This window comes from Alteromonas sp. a30, from assembly GCF_026788005.1.
Classification (GTDB): Bacteria; Pseudomonadota; Gammaproteobacteria; order Enterobacterales; family Alteromonadaceae; genus Paraneptunicella.
This window is the reverse complement of the sequence record NZ_JABEPE010000004.1, coordinates 72442-96306: the sequence shown is the minus strand read 5'-3', so window position 1 is coordinate 96306 and position 23865 is coordinate 72442. Positions and strand designations below refer to the sequence as shown.

The 23865-nt window shown below is 47.2% G+C and carries 5 protein-coding genes; all 5 read left to right on the top strand.

Annotation, left to right across the window (positions count from 1 at the left end):
- Nucleotides 1-31: 31 nt before the first annotated feature.
- Genes HJG39_RS05770 through HJG39_RS05750 form a run of 5 tightly spaced genes read left to right on the top strand, consistent with a single transcriptional unit; the run spans nucleotide 32 to nucleotide 23852 of the window.
- Nucleotides 32-1711, top strand: coding sequence for a cyclic peptide export ABC transporter (locus tag HJG39_RS05770; RefSeq protein WP_268407717.1), 1680 nt, complete (start codon nucleotides 32-34; stop codon nucleotides 1709-1711).
- 28 nt (nucleotides 1712-1739) lie between these two features.
- Nucleotides 1740-2477, top strand: a complete 738-nt coding sequence (locus HJG39_RS05765; protein ID WP_268407715.1) for a thioesterase II family protein — start codon at nucleotides 1740-1742, stop codon at nucleotides 2475-2477.
- 14 nt (nucleotides 2478-2491) lie between these two features.
- Nucleotides 2492-8959, top strand: a complete 6468-nt coding sequence (locus HJG39_RS05760; RefSeq protein WP_268407711.1) for a non-ribosomal peptide synthetase — start codon at nucleotides 2492-2494, stop codon at nucleotides 8957-8959.
- The gene (locus HJG39_RS05755; RefSeq protein ID WP_268407709.1) at nucleotides 8953-19077 is read left to right on the top strand and encodes a non-ribosomal peptide synthetase; all 10125 of its coding nucleotides are present in this window, start codon (nucleotides 8953-8955) and stop codon (nucleotides 19075-19077) included. Before HJG39_RS05760 ends, HJG39_RS05755 begins: the two co-directional genes overlap by 7 nt.
- Nucleotides 19074-23852, top strand: a complete 4779-nt coding sequence (locus tag HJG39_RS05750) for a non-ribosomal peptide synthetase (protein WP_268407706.1) — start codon at nucleotides 19074-19076, stop codon at nucleotides 23850-23852. The genes HJG39_RS05755 and HJG39_RS05750 overlap by 4 nt, the downstream gene beginning before the upstream one ends.
- The last annotated feature ends 13 nt before the right edge of the window (nucleotides 23853-23865 follow it).

Genomic DNA, 23865 nt, shown 5'->3' with positions numbered 1-23865 from the left:
TGGCCCTCGGGCCAGCAAACAGGAATGACCAATGAAAGTCTTACCCTTTTTAATTAAATATTCGCCTTGGCTTTTGGTGCTATCCATTGGCACAGGTGTTATCAGCGGTGTTGCTAGCTCCTTTATGATTGCGCTAGTGAATGAGCGGGTCTCCAAAATCGAAAACCCGGCTGAATATACCGCAGCAATCTTCATGGCGGTTGCCTTTATTGCCTTGATGGCAGAGTTATCTTCACGTTTGGCTTTATTGCGTTTATCAACGCGCGCGGTGCGTAAAATGCGACTTGCCTTGTGTGATCAAATCTTACTTTCTTCGCTACGTAACATTGAGCGTCAAGGTGGCGACCGTTTAATGGCGGCGTTAACCGAAGACATTCATCGCGTAACCGAAGCCTTAACGCAATTCCCAGTGCAATGCATCAACTTGGCGATTATTACTGGGTGCTTCTCTTACTTATTTTACTTGTCGTGGGAATTATCGCTGATTTTCCTTACTTTGTTTTCCTTTGGCATTTTCATTCACGAGCTTATCGTGCGTCGCACGCGTCCATTATTGGAACAAGGTCGTGATAAATGGGATGAACTCATCTCTCACTACAACGGCCTGATTGATGGCAACAAAGAACTGAAAATTCACGCACAACGTCGTTTAGGTTTTTCTAACGAAGAACTGCGCCCAACGGCACAAAAAATGATGGAGTTATCGTGGGGCTGGAACAAAATTTTCTCGGTCGCTGAATCCTATGGGCAGTTCATTTACTACGCTCTGATCGGGATTATTTTGTTTGTTGTTACCCAATATGCAACTTATCCCGCCGAAGTGCTAACAGGCTTCGTGTTGATGCTGTTATTCATGAGTGGCCCGATTTCAGCGATTGTTGGGTCGTTTCCTGTGTTCCACAGTGCAGACATCTCCATGGAGAAAATTCAGTCGTTAGATTTATCTCTGCAAAAAGATGACGAGCGTGACATCAACGATTTGTCTGAAGCTGCGCACAGAAGCATTGAGCAATTTGAATCAATTGAACTAAAAGATTTTTGCTACGAATACGAGCACGAAGAAGGCGAGTCTGGGTTTACCTTGGGTCCCCTCAATATTGCGTTTAAACCTGGCGAGTTAGTTTTTGTCATTGGTGGCAATGGTTCAGGTAAAAGCAGTTTTGCCCGTTTATTTGTTGGTTTGTACTCACAGACTTCGGGGGAAATTATCTTTAATGGCAAAGAAGTCACGACCGAAACCAAAGACGCGTACCGCCAACATTTCTCGGTCATTTTCTCGGATTACTACCTGTTTAAAACCTTGTACGGCATTTTTGATGACAGCAGTTATGAAAAAGCAGAGCACTACATCAATCGTCTGCAACTGCAAGACAAGGTTTCCATCATCGACCGTCAGCTTTCTACTTTGGATTTGTCTCAAGGTCAGAAAAAACGTTTGGCATTGCTGACGGCATTCATTGAAGGACGCGATATTTATCTCTTCGATGAATGGGCAGCAGACCAAGACCCGGAATTTAAGCGTGTTTTCTATCACGAAATTCTGCCAGAGCTTAAAGCACAAGGGAAAACCCTGATCGTTATCAGTCACGATGACTACTACTACGATGTTGCTGACCGTGTGGTGCGCTTTGCAGAAGGGCAAATTGTAGAGGATTACTACAAGGATAAAACAACGGAAAAGACAGCGCCTGTGCTGGAGAAATCTGAGTAATTAAAAGTCGTTAATCAAGTGGTGTAACGTGAAGTCGCAAGTTGTTTGGCTACGCTGGATAAAAAAAAGTGATAGCCCGAAGTTTAGGTTGTTTTGCTTTCCCTACGCAGGTGCTGGGCCTGAGGTTTATCGGCCTTGGGCGCAATACTTAGGCGAAGAGGTAGAGCTAGTGGCGGTGCATTATCCGGGGCGCGAATCTCGGGGGGATGAAACGGCCTGTACAAACTTGCCTGCGTTAATTGATGGCTTGGTGCCAGCGATGCGTCCGCATCTGGCCATTCCTTTCGCTTTTTTTGGTCATAGCATGGGCGCTTATGTGGCGTTTTTAACCGAAAAAGCGTTGGTTGAGCATAACCTTAAACGCCCACAACACTTGTTCTTTTCCGGTGCCAGAGCGCCATTTTTACAAGAAGAAAACCCGGTTCACCAACTCGATAAAATCGGCTTTTTAAAAGCCATTATTGCCATGGGCGGTATTCCTGATGAAGTAAAGAAACATCCTGAACTTATCGCCCAAATATTGCCCATTTTACGGGCAGACCTTACCGCCTGTGAAAGCTTTGAATACCGCATCCGTGATGACCTTGGTGTGCCTTTTACTGTGTTAGGTGGTGATGCTGATCCTCGCGTAAGCACTGAGGCACTTTCTGCCTGGCGACAGTTATCTTCCACTGGCGCGGATGTACATGTGTATCCCGGCGATCACTTTTTTCTGAATCAACATCGAGCGCAAATTGCGGCTTTGATTAATCAAACCGTCATTTAGGAGAGCGGCAGAGAATGAGTAATATAAATATTGATGCGATGAGCGCCGAGGAAAAACGCGCCGCACTGCAAAAACTCCTAAAAAGTCGAGCGAGCAAATACCCGTTGGCGATTGGTCAGCGTGATATTTTCATGCATCAGCGTTTGTACCCGCAAAGTGCTGCGTACAACATGCCGTTGAGCATTGTGCTAAATGGTCCAATCAATGACATTTCCGTTGTCAAAAACGCGCTTGAATATGTAGTGTCGCGGCATCCGGTATTGCGTACACGTTTTAGTTTCGATGGTAATGCACCAAGCCAAATGGTGCGCGACAACGTGACATTCGACATGCCATTCGTAGACATTCAAGAAGACATCCCAGAAGATTGGGAAGGTTATATTCTTGAAGACTCATTGCGCCAAGCTTCCACGCCGTTTGATTTAGAAAAAGACACCTTATTCCGCTTCGAATTATTGAAATTGTCGGAAGTGCGTCATGTGATTCAAATGACAGTACATCATATTATTTTTGATGGTTGGTCAATTGGTGTCTTTTTACGTGACTTTGCCGCTGCGTACCTTGCCTGTGCTGATGGTGTAAAACCCATGTTGGGCAAGCTAAATCATAGCTACAAAGACTTTGTGAAGCATCAGCAACAACAAATCGAAAAACAAGCCGAGCGAGCTAGCGAATATTGGAAAGCGCGGCTTGCGAATTGCTCTGAGCAGCTTGCGTTGCCGTTTGATAAGCCGAAAGGCGAGCGCCAAACCTTTAATGGTTCCTTGTTGGTTAATCGGATCGATGAACATCAAGGACAACAAATTACCGAATTTGCTAAACAGCAACATGTCACTTTATTTAGCTTTTTCTTGTCCACGATTTATTTGTTGTTAGCACGAATTAGTCGGCAAAACGACATTATTTTGGGAGTAAGCCGAGCCAATCGCGATGACGAAAATTTCCGTAGTTTCATTGGAATGTGCTCGGAAAATGTACCTATGCGCGGGCAGTTGGACTTATCCCAATCCTTTTCCGAATTCGTGAAATTGACGCATCAGCAAATGATGACCGACATGGAGCATGCGTCTTTGCCGTTGGGCAGGATTTTAGAAGCAATAGAATTCCAACATGATCGCTCGCATAACCCTTTATTCCAAGCCGGGTTCGATTTTCAAAATACGCCTTGGCCTAAGTCGTTAGAAAATTATGTGTATTTGCTAAACGGCGACACGGGCTCGTCAAAATTAGACTTGAATATTAACCTGAGTTTGTTTGAAGAAGGCATGTTTGCGATTTTCGAATACAACTCAGATTTGTTCAGTAAACAGGCTATTGAGAACATCTCCAATGCCTATACGGCGATGTTAACGTCTATACTGAGTGATGCTTCTCAGCCCATGAGTCAGCTTAATATTGTCAGCGACACGCAGCGCGAAATACTCACGAATTTTGGTCAGGGAGCGTTAGCTGAGCCACAGTTTGATTCGGTGTTACACGCTTTAAATCATTTTGCCCAAACTCAGCCAAATAGCATTGCCTTAAGTGAAGATGCGCGCGAGTTGAGTTATCAAGCGTTACTGGCTCAGGTAGGGTATTGGTCGGAACAACTGCAAGCAAACGGCGTTAGTGCTAACAATATTGTGGCCATCGATTTACCACGTTCAATGGATGTGGTGATTGCCATGTTAGCGATTATGCAAGCGGGAGCGGCGTATTTGCCACTAGACCCGGCATTGCCGTTGCCGAAAAAACAAGAATTTATTGAACAAGCGCAGTGTGCGCTGGTATTGCGCGTCGCTGAAGATAACACTTTGGATGTTGCACAGTTAGCCTTCATTGTGAATCAAGAAGCGCCAATGGTTGACGCATTGAATGTGCCTGTGACGGCCGCTCTTGCTAAGGAGCAACGCGCTTACGTTATCTTTACCTCCGGCAGTACAGGAAAAGCCAAAGGCGTTCAGGTATCGCATCATAACTTGCGTCATTTTTGTCAGGCTGCGCAGCAAACTTACGGCATCAGCACCGAAGATACGGTCTTGCAATTTTCCAGTCTTAGCTTCGACACCAGTGTGGAGGAAATTTTCCCTGCGCTGTGGAGCGGCGCGCGATTACACATTCGCCCGAATGACCTGCATCAACGGTTACATGACTTTTGGCCTTATTGCCAGCAGCATGGCATTACCGTACTCGATTTACCCACAGCGTTTTGGCAAATCTTAGTTGAGCAGTTATCGGAGCCTGAAAACGTTATCGACTGCGGCCGGTTACGTTTAGTCATTGTTGGTGGAGAAGCCTTACCTAGCCAGAAATTGGCGGCATGGTTTAACGCTATACCAGCCCATGTTCAATTGATGAACACTTACGGACCAACAGAAACCACGGTGGCGGTGACAGCCGATGCGGTTTCTCGTGAAGCGCATCTAGCCGAAACGGCAGACACCGAAGCAAAAACGAAAACAGGGATCGCAGCGCTGGGTCATCCCATGCCTAACACCTTTATTGCGGTGGTGGATGCGCAAATGCAGCCAGTGCCGCCAGGCGTATGGGGCGAAATTATCATTGCTGGAGAACAAGTCACTCAAGGGTATTTAGGTGCAGATGTATCCTCCCAATCAGCTTTCACTGAGTATTGCCCTACCTCTGAGACACCTATGCCAGCTTACCGCACAGGTGATATTGGTCGTTTTACATACGATGGCGTGTTGCATTATCAAGGCCGTGCTGATGGACAGGTAAAGAATCGAGGTTTCCGTATAGAGTTATCTTCTGTGGAAGCGAGCTTATTGGATGTGACTGATGTCACCCAAGCTGCGGTCGCCATGATCCCAGAAAGTGAAAAAAGCCGAGCGCAATTAGTCGCGTGGGTGTGCGTTAAGTCGTCGCAGGAAAGTCAGCATGAAGCGCAGATTAAAGAAGCGCTTAAGGTAAAAGTGCCGGCGTACATGATCCCCGACAGAATTGTGACCTTGCCACAATTACCACAAACAGCCACGGGTAAAATTGACCGTCGTACGCTGGTGCAGCAATGGCAAACTGGAGAATTTGTTGCGATTGCAGGCCCTCAAGCGGATGCCAAGTTGCCAGAAACGCCTTATGAACATGCGGTAATTGAGTTAAGCAAATCGTTGTTAAAACGTGAGGAAGTGTCTCTTGCGGATAACTTTTTTGCGTTAGGTGGTCACTCCTTGCTATTGGCCTTGTTAGTTAACAAACTCGACAAACAGTTTGACACCACGATTCCGCTTAATCGGGTGTACGAAGTCAATTCACTCGGTGAGATAGCCAAGGTATTAGAAACCGCTGTCACACACGATGAACCCGCGTTACAACCCATTAGTAAACAGCCACGTAATGCATCGCAAAACAATGTTTTCCCTGCGTCATCTATGCAGCGTCGCTTGTGGTTCATTGAGCAGTTAAACCCCGCACGTTCACAATATTTGGTGCCAGTGGTATTTGATGTATCTGGTGCATTGCAATTGCCGTTATTTGAGCAAGCCATGCAGATATTGGTGCAACGACACGAAATCCTGCGTACTCGTTTGTTTGAGCAAGCGGGTGAGCCCATGCAAGAAGTGTTGGCAACGCTTGCTGTGCCGTTACATGTGGAAGACGTGAGCAACGAAAACCCGCAAGAGCAAAGTAACCTTGCAGAAGATTACTTAAACAGCATTATCAATCAGCCCATTGCGCTGGATAACGCACCACTATTCCATTTTGCAGCAATGCGTTTCAGCCCTGAAAAGGTGCGTGTTTTCTGCTTGTTCCATCACGCCATTGTGGATGCCATTGCGACGCATATCATTTTCCAAGAACTAGGCGATATATACGCGCAGTTACTTCAGGGTAAGCAACCTGAAACGAAAACCGATGCGTTGCAATATGCCGATTACGCCGTTTGGCAACAAGGCGATGAACAACTCGCTCAGGCAAAACAAGAGCGCGAGTTCTGGTTGCAATATTTAGAAGGTGCCGCAACCAGTTTGAGCTTGCCTTATGATCGCAGTAAAGGGCAGAGCAACACCCAGCTAGCTCGTTACTATCGTCACCAAGTGAACTTTGGCGACAAGCTTTCGCCATTACTATCTCAGGTGAATAGTTCGAGTTATCCGGTGTGTTTGTTCGCAGTGAACCTGATGTTATCGCACTTTAGCGGGCAAGATGACATTGTGCTTGCTAGCGTTACCGCAGGGCGTGACAGACAAGAGCTACACCCCATTGTTGGCTTCTTTGCCAACACCTTGTTACTGCGCCATCGTGTGGATTATCAGGCCAGTTTTGCTGCACAACTTGATGCGGTTAAACAATCGGTAATGCAAGCGCATCAGCATCAAACGCTCGCCTTCGATGAAGTAGTTCAATTACTTGGGTTGTCTGCTGCTGATGGTGAGCAAGTATTTGATGCCATGTTCTTGTATGAAAAAGAAGCGCCAGTGAACGAGGCGCAATTTAGCGGTTTGCAGGTGGATTTTGTGCCATCGTTGCTGACGCAGGCGAAATTCCCACTCAGTATTAGCTGCATCGAACAAGATGAAAGCTGGTGTTTTGATTGGGAATACGCAGCGGATTTGTTCGATCATAGCAGTATCGAAAAAATGGCATCGCACTTGAGCTTTATCATTGAGCAACTGTTAACGCTAGATATTACCAACACCACATTACGTCATTTGCCGCATTCCCCTTGGCAGCAAAAGGCATTGCAACAAGCGATGCAATCGCCAGAAATCTCGGGACCTGAAAAACACGCGTTATCCCGCTTCTGGTATCAAGTAGCAGCACAGCCAGAAGCGCCAGCAGTCCATCACCAAGGTGCGAGCTTAAACTACGCGCAACTTGGTAAACGTGTGCAGCAATACGCGACATGGTTGCAACAGCAACAAGTAGAAGCGGGTGACAGAGTCGCGCTGTGTTTGGCTCGTGAACCTGACCTAATTGCCATTATATTAGCAGTGTGGCAATGCCAAGCTGTGTATGTGCCGGTCGACCCAGAATGGCCAAGTGTACGTATTAATCAAGTGCTGAGTTTAAGCCAAAGCCGATTATTCGTGTGTGCGCCAAATATGGCCTCGGAAGCGTATAGCGTGCCTGTTCAAGTTCTAGATGATGCCCTTGAAAGCCAGATTTCCGCTATTACCGACACGGCTGAGTTACCTTTGCCCGGCAGCTTAGAACAGTTAAGCCATTTGATTTTCACTTCCGGTTCAACCGGTACACCCAAAGCGGTGAGTGTGATGCATCAAGGCATCAACAGCTTAATTAATTGGGCGCAGAATACGTATTCGGCTGAGCAACTAAGTTGTGTGCTCGCGGCAACGCCAGTCACCTTCGATATTTCAGTGTTTGAGCTGATTGTACCTGTGTGCAGTGGCGGCAGTGTTTATCTTATCGACAATATCTTGCAACTGGCAGAGCAGGCATTACCGGTTTCACTTATTAATACCGTGCCTTCTGTTGCCAATGCTCTACTTGAACAACAACTTATTCCTGCCAGCGTGAATACCCTTAATCTTGCAGGTGAAGCCTTAACTGGCACCTTGCTTAGCCATCTCACTCAAGAGTATCCGGCGCTTAAGGTTTACAACCTATATGGTCCAAGTGAGGACACGACTTACTCGACGTGGCACGAGTGTCAGGTGAACGACAGTCACAATGTGCCTATCGGCAAACCCTTAGATGGCACTAAAGCGCTGGTGGTAAACAGTGCGGGTGTGATTTTGCCAGAAGGGGCAATGGGCGAATTGTATTTGTCTGGAGAAGGCTTGGCTGCGGGCTATTACCAAGATCAAGATCGTACAGATGCGGCGTTCGTTTCTTATGATATTGAGAGCGACAACGTGGCCGCTTCGCAAACATTGCGCGTTTATAAAACCGGCGATCGTGTGGCCTACGGTAAAGACGGTGAGTTGCGCTTTTATGGTCGACAGGATCACCAAGTGAAGCTGCATGGTCGTCGTATTGAGCTAGATGAGATTACTCAGGTTTTATTGCAACAAGAAGCAGTAAAACAAGCATTAGTTATGTGTGAAAACGGGCATATCGTGGCATTCATCAGCCCACAACAAGAAAACGTTCAAGCACTACGCGACGCGTTAAGCCAACAATTACCCGGTTATATGGTGCCAACGCATCTTCTTAGCTACGACACATTGCCTGTTAACGCACATGGGAAAACCGATCGCAAACGCCTGTCAGAAGACTACGTACAGCAGCATAATCAACAACAAGCCGTGCCCTTATCACCACAACAGCAAACCATTGCAACTCTGTGGCAGCAAGTGCTAGGTGACGCGCAATTAGTGTTAGCACCGCAGTCCTCCTTCTACCAAGTTGGCGGTCACTCACTACTGCTATTGCGCTTGCGTTTTGCATTGATGAATGAGTTTGGGGTGGATGTTTCCCTGTTACAGCTTATGCAAAACCTCACCTTGGAAACCCAAGCTAACTTGCTGGCATCGTTAACGTCGACAACTTCAACAGAAGTGGAGGAGGTCGAGTGGTAACGGCAACGCAACTGCAAAATTTGTTGGAATTGGCGCAGGATAAGAATATTCGCTTTGCTCTAAAGCAAGGTAAATTGACCACGCAAGCTGCGCCCGGCGCGATCACACCGGAGATTGCCGCAAACATTAAAGCCTTAAAAGACGATTTGATTGCCTATTTGCAAGGTGCAACATCATCCAGTCTTGTTATGCGTGAAGTCGGCAGTGTTCATCTTTGCTCACCAGCACAACAGCAACTTTGGTTGCATCAAGAGTCTCAAGCAGACAGCGGCTTATATCATTTACCTATTTTGCTTAGAGTGCGTACCGCGTTAGATATGTCGCTAGCAAACCAAGCGTTAACGCAAGTGGTGGCGCGACATGTGTGTTTGCATAGCACCTATCAGTTTGATGGCGAGCAGTTGCAAATGCAGGTACAAGCGCCAGTCGACTGCGAATTCGTTTTGCTGGGAGATGAACAAGGCTCACAAAAGTCGGCTGGGGAGCGTGATGCTCGATTACAAGATTTCATTCAAACCCCTTTCGATTTAACGCAACAGCAACCATTGCGCGCCGGTTACTGGCGTGTAGACGATAACCACCTCATTTTGGTGATGGTGTTTCATCATATTGCAATGGATGGTTGGTCGTTAGGCGTATTCGAGCAAGAATTTGCCAGCATTTATGCACAACTGCTTGCGGCAGATAGCCCTGCTTCTCATCATGCCACGGAGGCGTTAGCACCGTTAAACGTAGATTATGTTGATTACGCCACCGCCCAGCGAGACTTTACTAATAGTCAGGATTACCAAAATGCTTGTCAGTATTGGGATGCGCAACTGGCTGAGTTGAATTGCGATGATTACCTCCAGCGAGACTATGTATCACAAGAAGTTGAGCCTAGCTCCTCTTTATATCGTGAAAATGATGCCCTTGGGGAAACAATCGACTTCGCGCTAAATGCACAAACTTTTGTGAAATTACAACTCACACTTTCTGCCCATGGCATTTCTTTATTCGAATTTATGCAGGGGGCGTTAGCGTTGAGCTTATCGCATTTCGCTAACCGTGACGACATCACACTTATAGCCCCATTTTCAGGGCGGGATGATGCGCGTTTTGAGCATACAATCGGGCATTTTGTTAATTTATTGCCGCTACGTATTCAATGCCTGCCAACACAATCAATCAACGAATTTTGGCAGGGAGTTCATAATACGCATCTAGCGGCGACCGCGAACCAACATGTGGCTTATGAAACCCTAATAAGGCAAGTATCTCAGCGTCAACAAGCGCATTTTCGCAGCTTGTCGCAAGTGATGTTACTGGTTGAGCATCAGCCGGACTTTAGCGCCACAGGCTTGCCAGTAAGTCATTATAACTTGCCGGAAAGCACGGTGAAGTCGGATATCATGTTGCAAATTATGCCGCAAGCGAATGCAGTAAAAGGCCAGTTGGTTTATCTACGTTCCGCGTTCGACAAAGCCAATATGGAAGCCTTTGTTGCCCATTTTCAGCGTGTGATTAATGATCTGGTTGATGAAACTGAAACGGCTTCTGGTGCCAATTCATCGTTAATGAACATAGGTCATCAAGAAATCAGTTCAGCGATTACCGATTCGGTTTTAGAAAGCGCGCGAGTGGAAGCAATCACGCTGGATGCAGGATTCAAACGTCAAGTTCGCGAAGTACCAGAAAACATTGCCTTAAGCGACCCTCAACAGCGTTTAAGCTACGCGCAGTTAAATGCGTTAAGCGATGCCTTGGTTGTTGAACTTCACGCGCTAGGTGTGTGTGAAGGGGATCGGGTTGGCATTGAAGCCACACGCAGCATAAACACCGTTATCCGCATTTTAGCGTTGATTAAACTGGGAGCCGTATATGTGCCACTTGACGCGGCAAATCCGGTGCAACGTACACAGTACATCGTACAAAATGCCAATGTTACTTGCGTGCTATTGGCTTCATCAGCATCGAATTTTGACGGTCTGCCACACACGATTAAGTGCGTCTACGTGCCAATTGAAAACGTCACTACTGCAAAATTAGCCGAAGCAGAGCAGACCCAAACCCAAACCCAAACAGTTTCCACCAATCCGGGTAAATCGGCTTATATCATCTACACCAGTGGTTCAACTGGCATGCCCAAAGGTGTGGAAATGAGTCATGCGGCGGTGTCGGGTTTAGTGCTCGGTCACAATCCAAGTCCGCTAAATTCACAAACATGCTGTTTACAAACCGCTGCTATGGCCTTTGATGCGGTTATTTATGAAATTTGGGGCTGCTTACTTAACGGTGGTCAGTTGCACTTTACTGGCGAAGATGTACTGAGTTTAGAAGGCATTAACCACGCGCTTTCGAGTGAAAATATTAACACTTTGTGGCTGACATCTGGGCTATTTACCCAATGGAGCCAGCATCGTCCAGAACAACTTAACGCGCTCACGTATTTGCTGGTGGGCGGCGATATGCTAGATAAAAACGCATTGCGTAGAGTGTGGTCTCGTTTTCCTCATCTTCACATTTTTAATGGTTACGGACCTACAGAAAACTGCGTATTTAGCTGCATGAAGTCGTTGTCTCAAGCAGATTTAGTTCGCACACAATTGCCTGTTGGGCAGGCATTAGATGGACGAGGCGCGTTAGTGCTTGACCAACACGGTCGCATTGCACCGATAGGCGGCCTTGGTGAGTTATTGGTGTACGGTAATGGTTTGGCTCACGGCTATGTGGCTCAGCCTGATAACACCGCAGACAAATTTACTTATTTAGACGAAGCGCAAACGTTACGGGTTTATCGTACAGGTGATAACGCAAGGTTGCTGGCACAAGGCGATTTTGTTTGCTTAGGCAGAAGTGACGGGCAAGTCAAAATTCGAGGTCATCGTGTTGAGCTTTCCGCCATCATTGATGCGTTTGAATCTTTGCAAGATATACTTGCGGCAGATGTGATTGTAACTGAGCAAGGTTCAGCAAAAGTATTAGTTGCCTACATTCAGCCTAATACCTCTGTTCTAGAGAATTGGCAACAGGCTTTGGCGGGCTGGCGAGCGCAAGCCGCAGAAGTGTTACCCGATTACATGATGCCACAGCATTACTTGTGTATTGAGCAATGGCCGTTAACAGCGAATGGGAAAGTTGACCGTAACGCGTTACCCGTACCTGACTTAAACCCAGCGAGCGATACACCAAGCGCGCGTCCATTAAACGCAGTGGAGCAAGACGTTGCGCAAATGTGGCAGTCGTTATTGAATATTGACCTGAGCGCCATCAATGCCCAAGCCCACTTTTTCTTACTTGGCGGTGACTCATTACTCGCCATGCGTTTTGTTGCCATGCTCAAGCGTGAACGTGGTGTATCTTTGCCTCTGGCGCGCTTTTTATCTCAGCCAACCGTGGCCTTTGTTGCTGAGCAGCTAAATGCCACCAACTCTAACGCAGAATCGCCACTTCAAACTCATGCTGATATTGCGCTGACAGATAAGTCGAAAACGCATTACCCTGCTTCATTTGCCCAAGAAAGAATGTGGTTTTTACATCAGTTAGAAGACAGCAGTGCGGCTTACCATATCCCGCTGGTTTTTGATGTATCTGGTGAGTTAAATGAAACGGCATTGGAGCAGGCGCTTCAAGCACTGGTGAGCAAGCATGTTGCTTTGCACAGTTGTGTTAGCGTGCAGGACGAGGAAGCGGTTAAGGCAAAGGTCGTGATGCGCAAAGTACCGCAAGCTCGCATTGCCTTGCAACGTCATTTGTTTTCCGACATTGACGCTGATCCAAACATCGATGCCATAGCCCCTGAAGCGTGGTTGTTACAACAAACTCACGCTTGCACACAAGCGCATTTCGACTTAACGCAAGACTTACCTATTCGGTGCGATTTACTGGTATTAAGCCCAACACAATCGCGCTTAATATTAACGCTGCATCATATTGCTTGTGATGGTTGGTCACTTTCGGTTATGAGTCAGGATGTGGCGGAGTTCTATAAAGCAAAAGCAAGTTCGGCGTCAGCGTCACTCGTTGACTCAATAGACGCAAACGTGCGCTTTGACTACGATGATTTTTCCGCTTGGCAACGCAGCGAGGCACACCAACAGTCGTTAACATCACAACTAGACTACTGGAAATCACAACTAAAAGGCGCGCCGGAGTTACATCAACTTCCCGTTTATCAGGCTCGTGACGATGTGGCTGATTTGCGCCTTGCGCGTTGGCAAAACATCTTACTGCCTCAAGGTGCAGAGCGTTTACAGCAGATTGCTAGCCACTATCACTTAAGCGTATCTATGTTGTTGCAAGGGTTGTTTGCCCTGAGTGTCGCCAGAGCATCTGGCCAACAAGATATTATTACGGCCATGCCAGTGGCCAATCGTGAGCAAGCGCAACTTCAATCGGTTGTGGGGTTATTGGTCAATACGTTAGCGATTCGCATCAATTGCGATCCCGCGCAAAGCGTCCGTGATTATTTACTGGCATTAAAACAAACTCATTTGGAAGCATTGGCAAACCAAGACGTGCCGTTTGAACAAGTGGTGTCCGAATGCGTTCACAGTCACACATTGAGCTATCCACCATTAGCGCAGCTTTTATTTGCTTATCAGGCAGAAGAAACGCAATCGTCAGTATCGTTAGATGAAGTGCAATTAACGCCATTGGAGCAAACAGCAGAAGAAGGCAAGTTTGAATTAAGCTGCGACATTATTCGACAAAACGACGCATTAACCGTGTGCTTCGAGTATGCCAAAGCCTGTTTTAGTGAGGCAGTGATTGCGGATTTAGCGGCTAGCTTGTCCAGCTTATTACACGCGGTTTGTCAATTGACGGTAGATGCTGAGCATCACAATGAAAATGAAAGCACCTTGTTGCCAATTGGCAAGCTAGGGTTGCAGGATTATCGTGCGTATTTGCAACAAGACAATGTGCATTCAACAGCGATTGCGAAAACACTAAACATTGTGCCGAATATTAATGACATCTATTGGCACCAAGTCGCGCTAGTTCATGATGAAACGCAACTAAGTTACAAAGGGTTATTGCAAGCGGTGTATCAACTGCTTGAACAATTAGGCCACCCCCAAGGAGAGCGAATCGCTGTCATTGCGAAAAAAGGCATTGAGCAAGTCGTGTCGGCGTTAACCTGCCTGCTATCAGGGAACACATATATTCCTATTGATCCAGCATTGCCAGATGCGCGCAAAGACTACATTTTGCAAGACACCGCCCCGACTTGGGTCATCTATAGTCAGCCGGAAGCTCTGAATTGCTTGAATTTACCGGCACACAGTCAAGCCCATTATCTTACTTTGAATGCTCAACTTGCGGGCGCATCGGCTAGCGTGAGCACAGAAACTTTAGGCAAATTGTTGCAAGCGTCTGCGGCGTTGGAGAATGCACCTGCTTACATCATTTACACCTCTGGCAGTTCCGGTCAGCCCAAAGGGGTTCAAGTAAGCCGACAAGCATTAGCCTCGCATTTACAAGGGATGCAGCAATGTTGGCCGATAGAAGTGCAAGATAAAGTGCTGCAATTTTCGAGCATTAGTTTTGATGTTTCCATCGAACAGTTATTACTGGCATTTGGCGCTGGCGCAACCTGTGTTCTGAGTGACGAATCCCATGTAGCGAAAGGTTTAGATGCCTTTTTGGCGTTCTTGGTACAGGCCAATATTAGCGTTGCAGATTTACCTCCCGCGTTATTGTTGGAAATGACACAGGTTCAAGGATGGGATACGCGTTTAGCAAAAGGCCCGTTGCGCCTGATGTTTGCTGGCGGCGAGGCTATGTCGACGGCGCTGGTGCGTGCATGGCAGGACAGCGCCATGGTAATGAAGTGTACGCTAATTAATGCCTACGGACCGACCGAAACCACCATTACCGCCGTGGCTGGAAACGCCACCTTACTCGATGACGGTTTGGTGTCGTTGGGCCATGTTGTTGGGGCGCGACAGTTAGCCGTGGTAAATACCCAAGGCGCTGTTATGCAAGCCGGAATGGTTGGTGAGTTAGTGATTGCTGGAAATTGTGTTGCCGATGGTTATATTGGTGCCGCTGAGCAACGCAGTGGCTTTTCAAATCTTAACGCAACGCCCCTCACCGAATCGGTTGACGCTGGTTCAAGTGTTATTCAAGGTAAATGTTACTTCACCGGCGACAGAGTGCGACTTCACGCCGATGGGCAACTCACCTATGTTGGACGCGATGATGCACAAGTTCAATTACATGGCTATCGTGTTGAATTGGGGGAAATCGAAACCTTACTTGCCGCTCACGAACATGTACAAAGTTGCAAAGTGGTGGTTGATGCACAGCGCCAATCGCAACTGAACGCCTATGTACAGTTTAAACCGTCGATGGCGTTTGATCAGGTCGCTGGAGCAGGTTCAGAAGCAAACCCAGAACATTCTGTCTTTAACGCGTTGCAAAATTGGTTGTCGCTCCGACTGCCAGAATACATGGTGCCTAAGCAGTGGTGTGCTATTAGCCAGTGGCCCATGACGGTGAATGATAAAATCGATGTGAGCGCATTACCGCCCATCAGTCCTCGTACATCAGAGTCAGATTTACCCAAAACCCAAGTAGAAGTGGCGCTTGCACAACTTTGGGCACAGCATTTGGGTATCGATGCCTCGATTACTGTATCCGATAACTTCTTTGAATTAGGCGGGCATTCGCTCTCGGCAATGCGCTTGGTGGGGCGTTTACAACAACATTTTGCGGTTGAGTTGCATGTTGTTGATATTTTCACGCATCCAACTATTGGTGCGTTAGCCGCGTTCATTGAAGGCAAAGAGCAACAACAAACAGATACAGCGCAAGAGCCGAACATTCAAGCGTTAGCAGAGCAAGAAGGCGATTTCCCAGTGTCTTTCGCGCAATATCGAATTTGGTTCGTAGAACAATTCGCAACAGAAAACGCGCAATACAACATGCCTTCTGCTTATGTGGTTAATGGCAAGTTAGACGTAAACGCCGTTCAACAAGCACTAGAGGCTTTAGTGCAACGTCACGCCATTTTACGTACCAGTTACCATGAACAAAGTGAAGTGGAGCAGGGCGTTATTCAACGCGTACACCCCTCGGTTGCCATGCCGTTACAGCAAGAAAACTTCAGTCAGTTAAGTGCTGATGAACAAGCTCTTGCGATACGTCAGTATTTATCCAAAGTATTGCATCAACCGGTGGATCTTACACAAGGCTCTCCGCTTTCGTGTCATCTCGTGAAGTTGGCTGAAACGCGTCAGGTGTTGATTTTCAATTTGCATCATATTGCAGGTGATGCGTGGTCGATGCAGCTCCTTGAGCGTGACTTTGTTGCTTTATATTTGCAGCAAATTCAGCGTGCATCGGGTGTTGAAGCCAAAGCGTCACTCGATTTACCAGAATTAGCCTTTAGTTACAGTGATTACGCTCGTTGGCAGCAGTCTCTAAGCCAGTCGGAACGGTTTATCACCAGTGAGCAATATTGGGTACAACAACTTAACGATGCTCCACCTTTCCATAGTTTGCCAAAACGCACCGACGCAGCGCCAGTGCAAAGCGTAGGTGAAGTCACCCACTCCAGCTTAAATTATGATGAATATCAGGCATTAATCGGCAAAGCGAAACAGTTGCACATCACGCCGTTTATGTTGCTCCAAGGGGTATTTGCACTCACGGTTGGGCGCTACAGTTTTACCGATGATGTACTTATTGGTACGCCAATGGCAAACCGAAACCAAGCGCAAGTGCAAAATATGTTGGGTTGTTTTATCAACTCAGTTTGTTTGCGCCAGCGCATCGAGTGGACGCAATCCTTGGAGATGTTTTGCCAATCGCTAAAAGCGACTCACCTTGGCGCACAGCAACACCAGAGCTATCCGTTTGAAGCCATTGTTGAAAAAGTGGTGACAGTGCGCGACTTGCAACGTTCGCCCTTGTTCCAGTTGTTCTTCTCGTTCGAAGCCAGAGAAGCGACGCCGCAAACCGAAGCGAGTGCTCAACCAAGTCCCGCTTTGCATATTGAACCTGCGCCATCTAGCTGGTGGGAGTCCGTGGCGAAATACGAACTTACTTTGGCGGCTGTCGAGCATGAGCAAGGGTGCAGTTTAAGTTGGCTGTACCAACCTGATTTCTTTGATGCAGGCTTTATTCAATCCTTTAGCGATACCTATATTAACGCGCTAAAAGCCTTTATTTATGCGCCGCAACACGATGCTGTGGTTAAGTTATTCACAAGTGCCGCGCCGCGTATGAATGTTGGTGTGACAGATGGTGTTGGGCATATCCATATGCCGTTTACGCCGGTGACACAAACGATTTTACGGCAGAGCCAAAGTCATGCTTCTACGCCGATTTATGAAGATGAATCGGCACTGGCCGACTACGCACAATTAGCGCATTTCAGTCACCAAATTGCTACGCAATTAGTCGCACAAGGTGTGACCAAAGGTGATGTGGTTGGTGTGTACTTACCACGTTCTTACCAAGCGTTAGCGAGCTTCCTTGCTGTGTGGCGTATCGGCGCGGTGTTAGTGCCAATGGATGTCACCTTACCGGCGCAGCGTTTGGCTCATATTATTCAAGACTGCCAGCCAGCAGCAGTGATTTGCCAAAATGAACCGCCTCCGCACGAGAACTCGTGTCGAGTTGTTTGCCTTAGTGACTTGAGCAGTGCCAATGATGTTGCTGAGCAAGTGTCATCAACAGCGGAGGCGAGTTTGGCTGAATTACAAGCCGACGATTTGGCCTACATCCTTTATACATCAGGCACAACTGGTAAACCCAAAGGCGTAAAAGTGCCGCATGGCGCTTTATCTAATTTACTGAATTCCGTGAATTCTCGAATGAGGTTAGATGACCAACAACGGACATTGTGGTTAGCCAGTATCGGTTTTGATATTTCCTTCTTTGAATGCATTGGTGCGTTAGTGCGCGGTGCGCCATTAGTGATTGCATCGCACTCCGTTGCCGATGAGCCCGCGCAACTTATCGCGCTAATTCAGCACCAAGCCGACATGCTGCAAATGACGCCTAGTCGCGCCAACTTGCTGTTGGAGTTGGGCTGGCAAGCGAAGGCAAACCAAGTGGTGTTGTTAGCCGGTGAAGCGTTAACCGATGCAGTGATAACACCAATAAAAGATCACTGTTTAGCGCTTTGGAACGGTTATGGACCTACAGAGGCGTGTATTTATTCACTGCTTAATGAAGTGACAGCCAGTATGCCGCAAAGCCGTTTGGCATTGGGTACGGAAGTGGATAACTACACTCATTTAGTATGCGATGCACTTGGTAATCCATTACCCGCTGGGGCAATGGGCGAATTGTACATTGGAGGTGTGGGACTGGCCCAAGGGTATCATCAGCTCGATGAACAAACCCAATCGCGCTTTGTGTATTTGGCTATAGAAGAACAGGGCGCGCGCGAACAGGAACCGCGCCGATATTACCGCACAGGCGACTTAGTGCGTGTTGGGGAAGACGGGTTATTCCATTACTACGGACGTATTGATAAGCAAGTCAAAGTCAATGGTTATCGTATTGAATTGGCGGAAATCGAAGAAGCATTACATGCAGTGACGGGGACGCATGCGGTAGCGTGTGTTGACGATTCGGGTAAGTCAATTTGTGCTTATCTGCAAGCCGGTAGCTTCTGTTTATCACCCGATTGGCTCGACAATTTAAAAGCATCGTTGAGTCAGAATTTGCCACGTTACATGTTGCCCGCGCGTTATGGTTTAGTGGAAAAAATGCCATCTAACGCTAATGGGAAAGTTGATACCGCGCGCTTAGCGCAAGTGTGTCACTGGCAAGATGAACTTGGTTTGATTGCACCTCGTAACACCATTGAGCACAGCCTACATCATATTTTCTGCGAGTTTTTACATATCGATTCCTTATCGATGCAAGATGATTTCTTTGCACGAGGCGGGCACTCGGTCTTAGCCAGCCGCTTGTTAGCTCGCGTCAAAGAGCTATTTGGCACATCCGTGTCGCTAGCTGCGTTTTTCAATCAACCGAACGTTGCGTTTGTCGCTGCGCATCTTGAGCAGGCTCCGAGCGCTGATCTTATCGCACAAACCTATATGGAAGTGTACGCCCAGCACGAAGCAGCCGAGCGTGAAGTCAATAATAATAAAAAAGAGGTATGCGGCGAATGAAGAAGTTGTCTGCCGAGCAAATTGAAGTATTAAGTCATACCTACGAAGGCGCAGATGCCCAGTACGGTGGACATCATTTGATTCAAGTGCAATCAAACGGGCAGGATAAATGGGCGCTGAGTCATGCTCAACAACGGATTTGGTTGATTCAGAATTTGTATCCAGACCTCGGTGTGTACAACATCAATGTTGCTTTTGAAATAGGTGGACGCCTAGCGCCAGCAATATTACAGCAGCATTTACAAACTTTAGTGACACGGCATCAGGCATTGAATTTGGTGATTACCCAAGGTGACGATGCTTTACCTGTGCAACGTGTGGCGCAATATCCGGTTGAATTGCAGTGCGAAACCAGTACGCGAGGTGAAGTCAATGCACGTATTGCCGAGATTGAAAGCCAAGCATTCAATATGGAAAAAGGCCCTCTATATCGTTTTGTGCTATTTCAGCTAGACGATGGTCACGATCTGCTATTACTGGTGTTCCATCATATTGTAAGTGATGGTTGGTCTGTTGATATTTTCATTCGAGAATTAAAAGCGCTGTATGCCGGGCAGGCACTACCAGAACAAGGCGCACAATTCAGTGATTACGTAAACTGGCATAATCGTTATGTTGAGCATCACATGCAAGCAGAAGACGCCTATTGGCGCGAGATGTTTGCCACACCTTATGCCGGTTTTCGCTTGCCAGCGCAACGTGATGATGCGAGTCAGATGCAAGGTGGATTTGTCCACTTACAACTTAATGAAACCCTGAGCCGAGCTGTTTACGGGTTTGCTCGTCGGCATAATTTGAGCCTGTTTTCCGTTGGTTTAGCCAGTTTCTATTGCTTGTTGCACAAACTCACTGGTTGCAACGACTTAGTTGTTGCAACTCCCACAACTGGACGCGAGCAACATGCCATTGCCGACACCTTCGGTTTGTTCGTTAATACCTTGCTTCTGCGTCAAGAGGTTCCCGCACAACACGACTTTATTCACTTCGCTAAACAGGTGCATCAAGTTGTGGCACAAGGCTTGAGTTATCAGCAAATGCCGCTTGATAATTTGATTGATATGGCCGGACTACGTAAAGAAAACGGCCATATTCCTGCGTTAGATTGCATGTTCTCGCTCAATACCTTGCAGCAAGACGATTCGCGCCTTGGTGATTTCACCATGCACGATTATCCCAGCAATAGCAGCACCAGCCGTTTTATGCTGGTGCAAGAGTGGACCTGCTGGGAGGAGCAAATTACCTTAACCTTCCAATACGATACCGCCAAATTGAAGGAAGACACGCTAAAAGCGTTTGTTTTGGAACAAACGGCGTTATTGAGCGTTCTCATGACCGAGCCCGAGCTTGCCATTGAAAACAGTATTTTCCATGCCAATGATTATGGCTATGGGCAAGTGTTACCAGATGTGGGCGCGCAGTACCGACAATGGCAAACCTTCTTCCAAGATGTTGCTGTTACGCCGAAAGCGCCGATAAATAACGCATTGCCAATAACAACAGAAGCACAAACGCAGCTGCATTCAGTGGCGTTATCAGATGCCCTGCTTTCTTGCATTCATGACCAAGCCAAAACGCTTAACATCGGTGCCGATGAGTTACTTTACGCCAGTGCTTTATGGTATTTACCGCAGCATTATCAATTGCCCGTTTGCGTGTTTACCCAGCATCAGCAGCACAGCAGCGCGGTATGTTTGTCTTATTCCGAAGCGAATTCCCAATCTAAAGGTGCATCGCTTTCACTTGAATTAAGCAAGGTATTAGCGCAACTCAGCGCAGTAGAGCAAGGCAAAAGTGCGCCTGTGGATTGGTTGTGTCAGCAACTTTCACAACTGCCTTATGAAGATGAAAACGGCACATCCTGCGTGATGATGCAGTTATTAGGTGCGAACGATGCTGCACTTCATGACGCCAAATCGCCAACGTTGGCGATGCCAAAATTAATACTGAATACCGAGCAAGCTTGTTTGCAACTTGTTTGTGACCAAGCATCGCTTAGCCAAGCAGAAGAAGCCTTAACGGCCTTGGTAACAGGCTGGCAAACAGCGGTAACACAAGCCTTGGCCAGCGCTGAGATTAATGCATCTCAGGTAACACAAGCCTTGTTACCTAAAGCGCCTGCGTGGCATCAAATGCAAGTGAATCAACAGCCTTATGAAACCGTGCTGTGTCCGTATTCAGATGCAAAGTCGAGCGACCTGCCTTACTGGTTGTGGCAGTGCCAAGGCGCCACCTTTGGGTTACTTGATGCAGAAGCGTATCAGGCATCAACTTACGTTAACCAATCAACCCACATTGACGCAGCGCAATGGCATGCGTTACTGCAAACGGCTGAGCAATTCGACGTTAAACCTTTACAGCTTGTACAAAGTGCTTTTGCGTGGGTGATTAGCCAGTATTTCCAAACCTCGGATGTATTGTTCGCGCAACTTAACGAAGAGTATTGTTTGCCGATTCGTGCGCATTTAAAGGGGCCACTTGGTTGTTTGTCTTCTTTAAGCGTGGCTTCTCAATTGCACATCTCGCAACTGCAAATGATAGCGAGTGTGCAAACTCATGCACAGCAGCACTTAGCCATTGAGCACAATGATTTCGCCAACATAAAACGTCAATTACAAGCGGAGCGTCAACAAGGGCGATTGTTTGATTTTGCGTTACGTTTTCTTGAAAACGGTAAACAAGTTGAGCTAGATGAGATCGCCGAAGTCACACTAACGTTGAACGCGAATGACGCGCAAAACAACGGTGTAACGGTGCAAATAAGATTGCCAAAAACCGACACGCGACACGGCTTTTGGAACGCTTTTTTTGCTTCTTTCTGCCATGTAATTTCGCATTCGTCAGAAGTATTAGAAACTGCCCAAAGCAACGCTAACCAAACCCACGTAAACACCTTAAGTGATGAGCAGCTTGCCTTCATCTTGCATGTTAGCCAAGGCACAGAATTGGCGTTGCCATCAGTGAGCGTATACCAACAATTCATGCAACAGGTTGATGCCAAACCGGACGCCAGCGCCATCGATTTTGCCGCAGGCAGTTGGTCTTACCGTACCTTGTATCAACACGCGGAAAACGTGGCGGCGAATTTACAAAACAAAGGCGTAACCACCGGCGACAGTATTGGTCTTTCCATTGAGCGTAAGCCCGAAGTGATAGCCGTAATTCTGGCGTGTTTGAAGTGCGGGATTTGCTATGTGCCAATGGACAAGAAATATCCTCAAGAGCGCCTTAATTTTATTGCTGAAGATAGCGGCTTAACATGGGTGGTGATTGATTCGCCTGAACAACAAGCCTTGTTCGATGAAAATGCTTCGAATGAAGCAAGTGTCAACACGGTGTTTGTGTCTGAATTAATAGCGGAAAGCACAAGCTTAACCGTAGCGAATTCGGGCGAAGACGCACACCAAGCCAGCTTAATGTATACCTCGGGTTCAACGGGCATTCCAAAAGGTGTGCAGGTGAGTCAAGGCAATATTAAAGCATTGTGCGAATGGGCAAACGACTCGTTCACGCCAGAAGAAGGTGCGGCAGTGCTTGCCAGTACATCACTGAATTTCGATCTCTCCATTTTTGAAATTTTGTATCCACTCACCCAAGGCAACAAAGTCGTGTTAGTGGAAAACATTATTGAACTTACTCAGCGTCCGGTAGAAATGACGTTGATTAACACCGTACCTTCCGCCGCTGAAGCCTTAATTAAAGGTAATCAAATTCAGCCAAGCTTAAAGGTTATCAACTTAGCGGGTGAGCCTCTGCCGCCAGCGATCTTGCGCGATTTATTGGCATCTGAGATGGCCGATCGCGTGTGCAATTTATATGGGCCAACCGAAGCAACTGTGTATTCAACATGGCGTAGCTTTGAGCAGCCCGAAGATCCGGTCAGCATTGGTCGTCCAATCGCTAACGCTTACGCCTATGTCCTTGATGAACAACATCAATTAGTGCCTTTTGGCGCAGAAGGCGAACTGTATATTGGCGGTTTAGGTGTGACCATGGGTTATCACCAAAGACCAGAATTGACAGATGAGCGCTTTTTAGCGAATCCGTTTGGCGCGGGCAAAATTTACAAAACCGGCGATTTAGTTAAATGGGACGACAACCAAGAGCTGTTGTTCATTGGGCGCAACGACGAACAGGTGAAAGTGCGAGGCTTGCGCGTTGAGCTTGGCGAAATCAGCAGTCGATTAAATGAATTGCCGTGGATAGCAGAGTGCGTGGTCGCGGTAGAGCCAAAAATTCAACGCTTGTTGGCGTTTGTGATTGTCTCTGATGACAGCATCAACAAGGCACAAGTGGAAAGCAAAACACAAGCTGCACTGAAGCAGCAATTACCGCAATTTATGGTGCCAGAACAAGTCGTTGTGCTGGATACCTTCCCTCTGACGGTAAATGGAAAAACCGACAAGAAAACCCTTATCGAAATCGCAATTAAAGAAAAAGAAAAAGGGGCGAAATTACCCAGTACCGAAGCTGAGCATTTTCTTGCAGAAATCTGGCAGGCGTCGACTGGGCTCACGGATGTTGATATCGAAGCAGACTTTTATCAACTGGGAGGATCCTCGCTGAGTGCATTAAAAGTATTGGCAGATATTCATGCCTACCTAGGTGTAAAAGTTGAGTTAGATAAGTTTATTCGTGCTTCTAGCATCACTTCAATGATTGCCTTACTCGCTGAGCGATTAGGTGGGGAAGATGCATTGGAAGAGCGGATTTTCAATTTCAAACTGGTGACATCCATTTCCGAAAGCGAACTGATGTTACTGGCTGAGCAAGAGTAAAAAGCGGGGCTAA

Bases quoted from the DNA above. Each gene is read 5' to 3' on its own strand.
- HJG39_RS05770 (WP_268407717.1), top strand. From the start codon at position 32: ATGAAAGTCTTACCCTTTTTAATTAAATATTCGCCTTGGCTTTTGGTG.
- HJG39_RS05760 (WP_268407711.1), top strand. From the start codon at position 2,492: ATGAGTAATATAAATATTGATGCGATGAGCGCCGAGGAAAAACGCGCC.
- HJG39_RS05750 (WP_268407706.1), top strand. From the start codon at position 19,074: ATGAAGAAGTTGTCTGCCGAGCAAATTGAAGTATTAAGTCATACCTAC.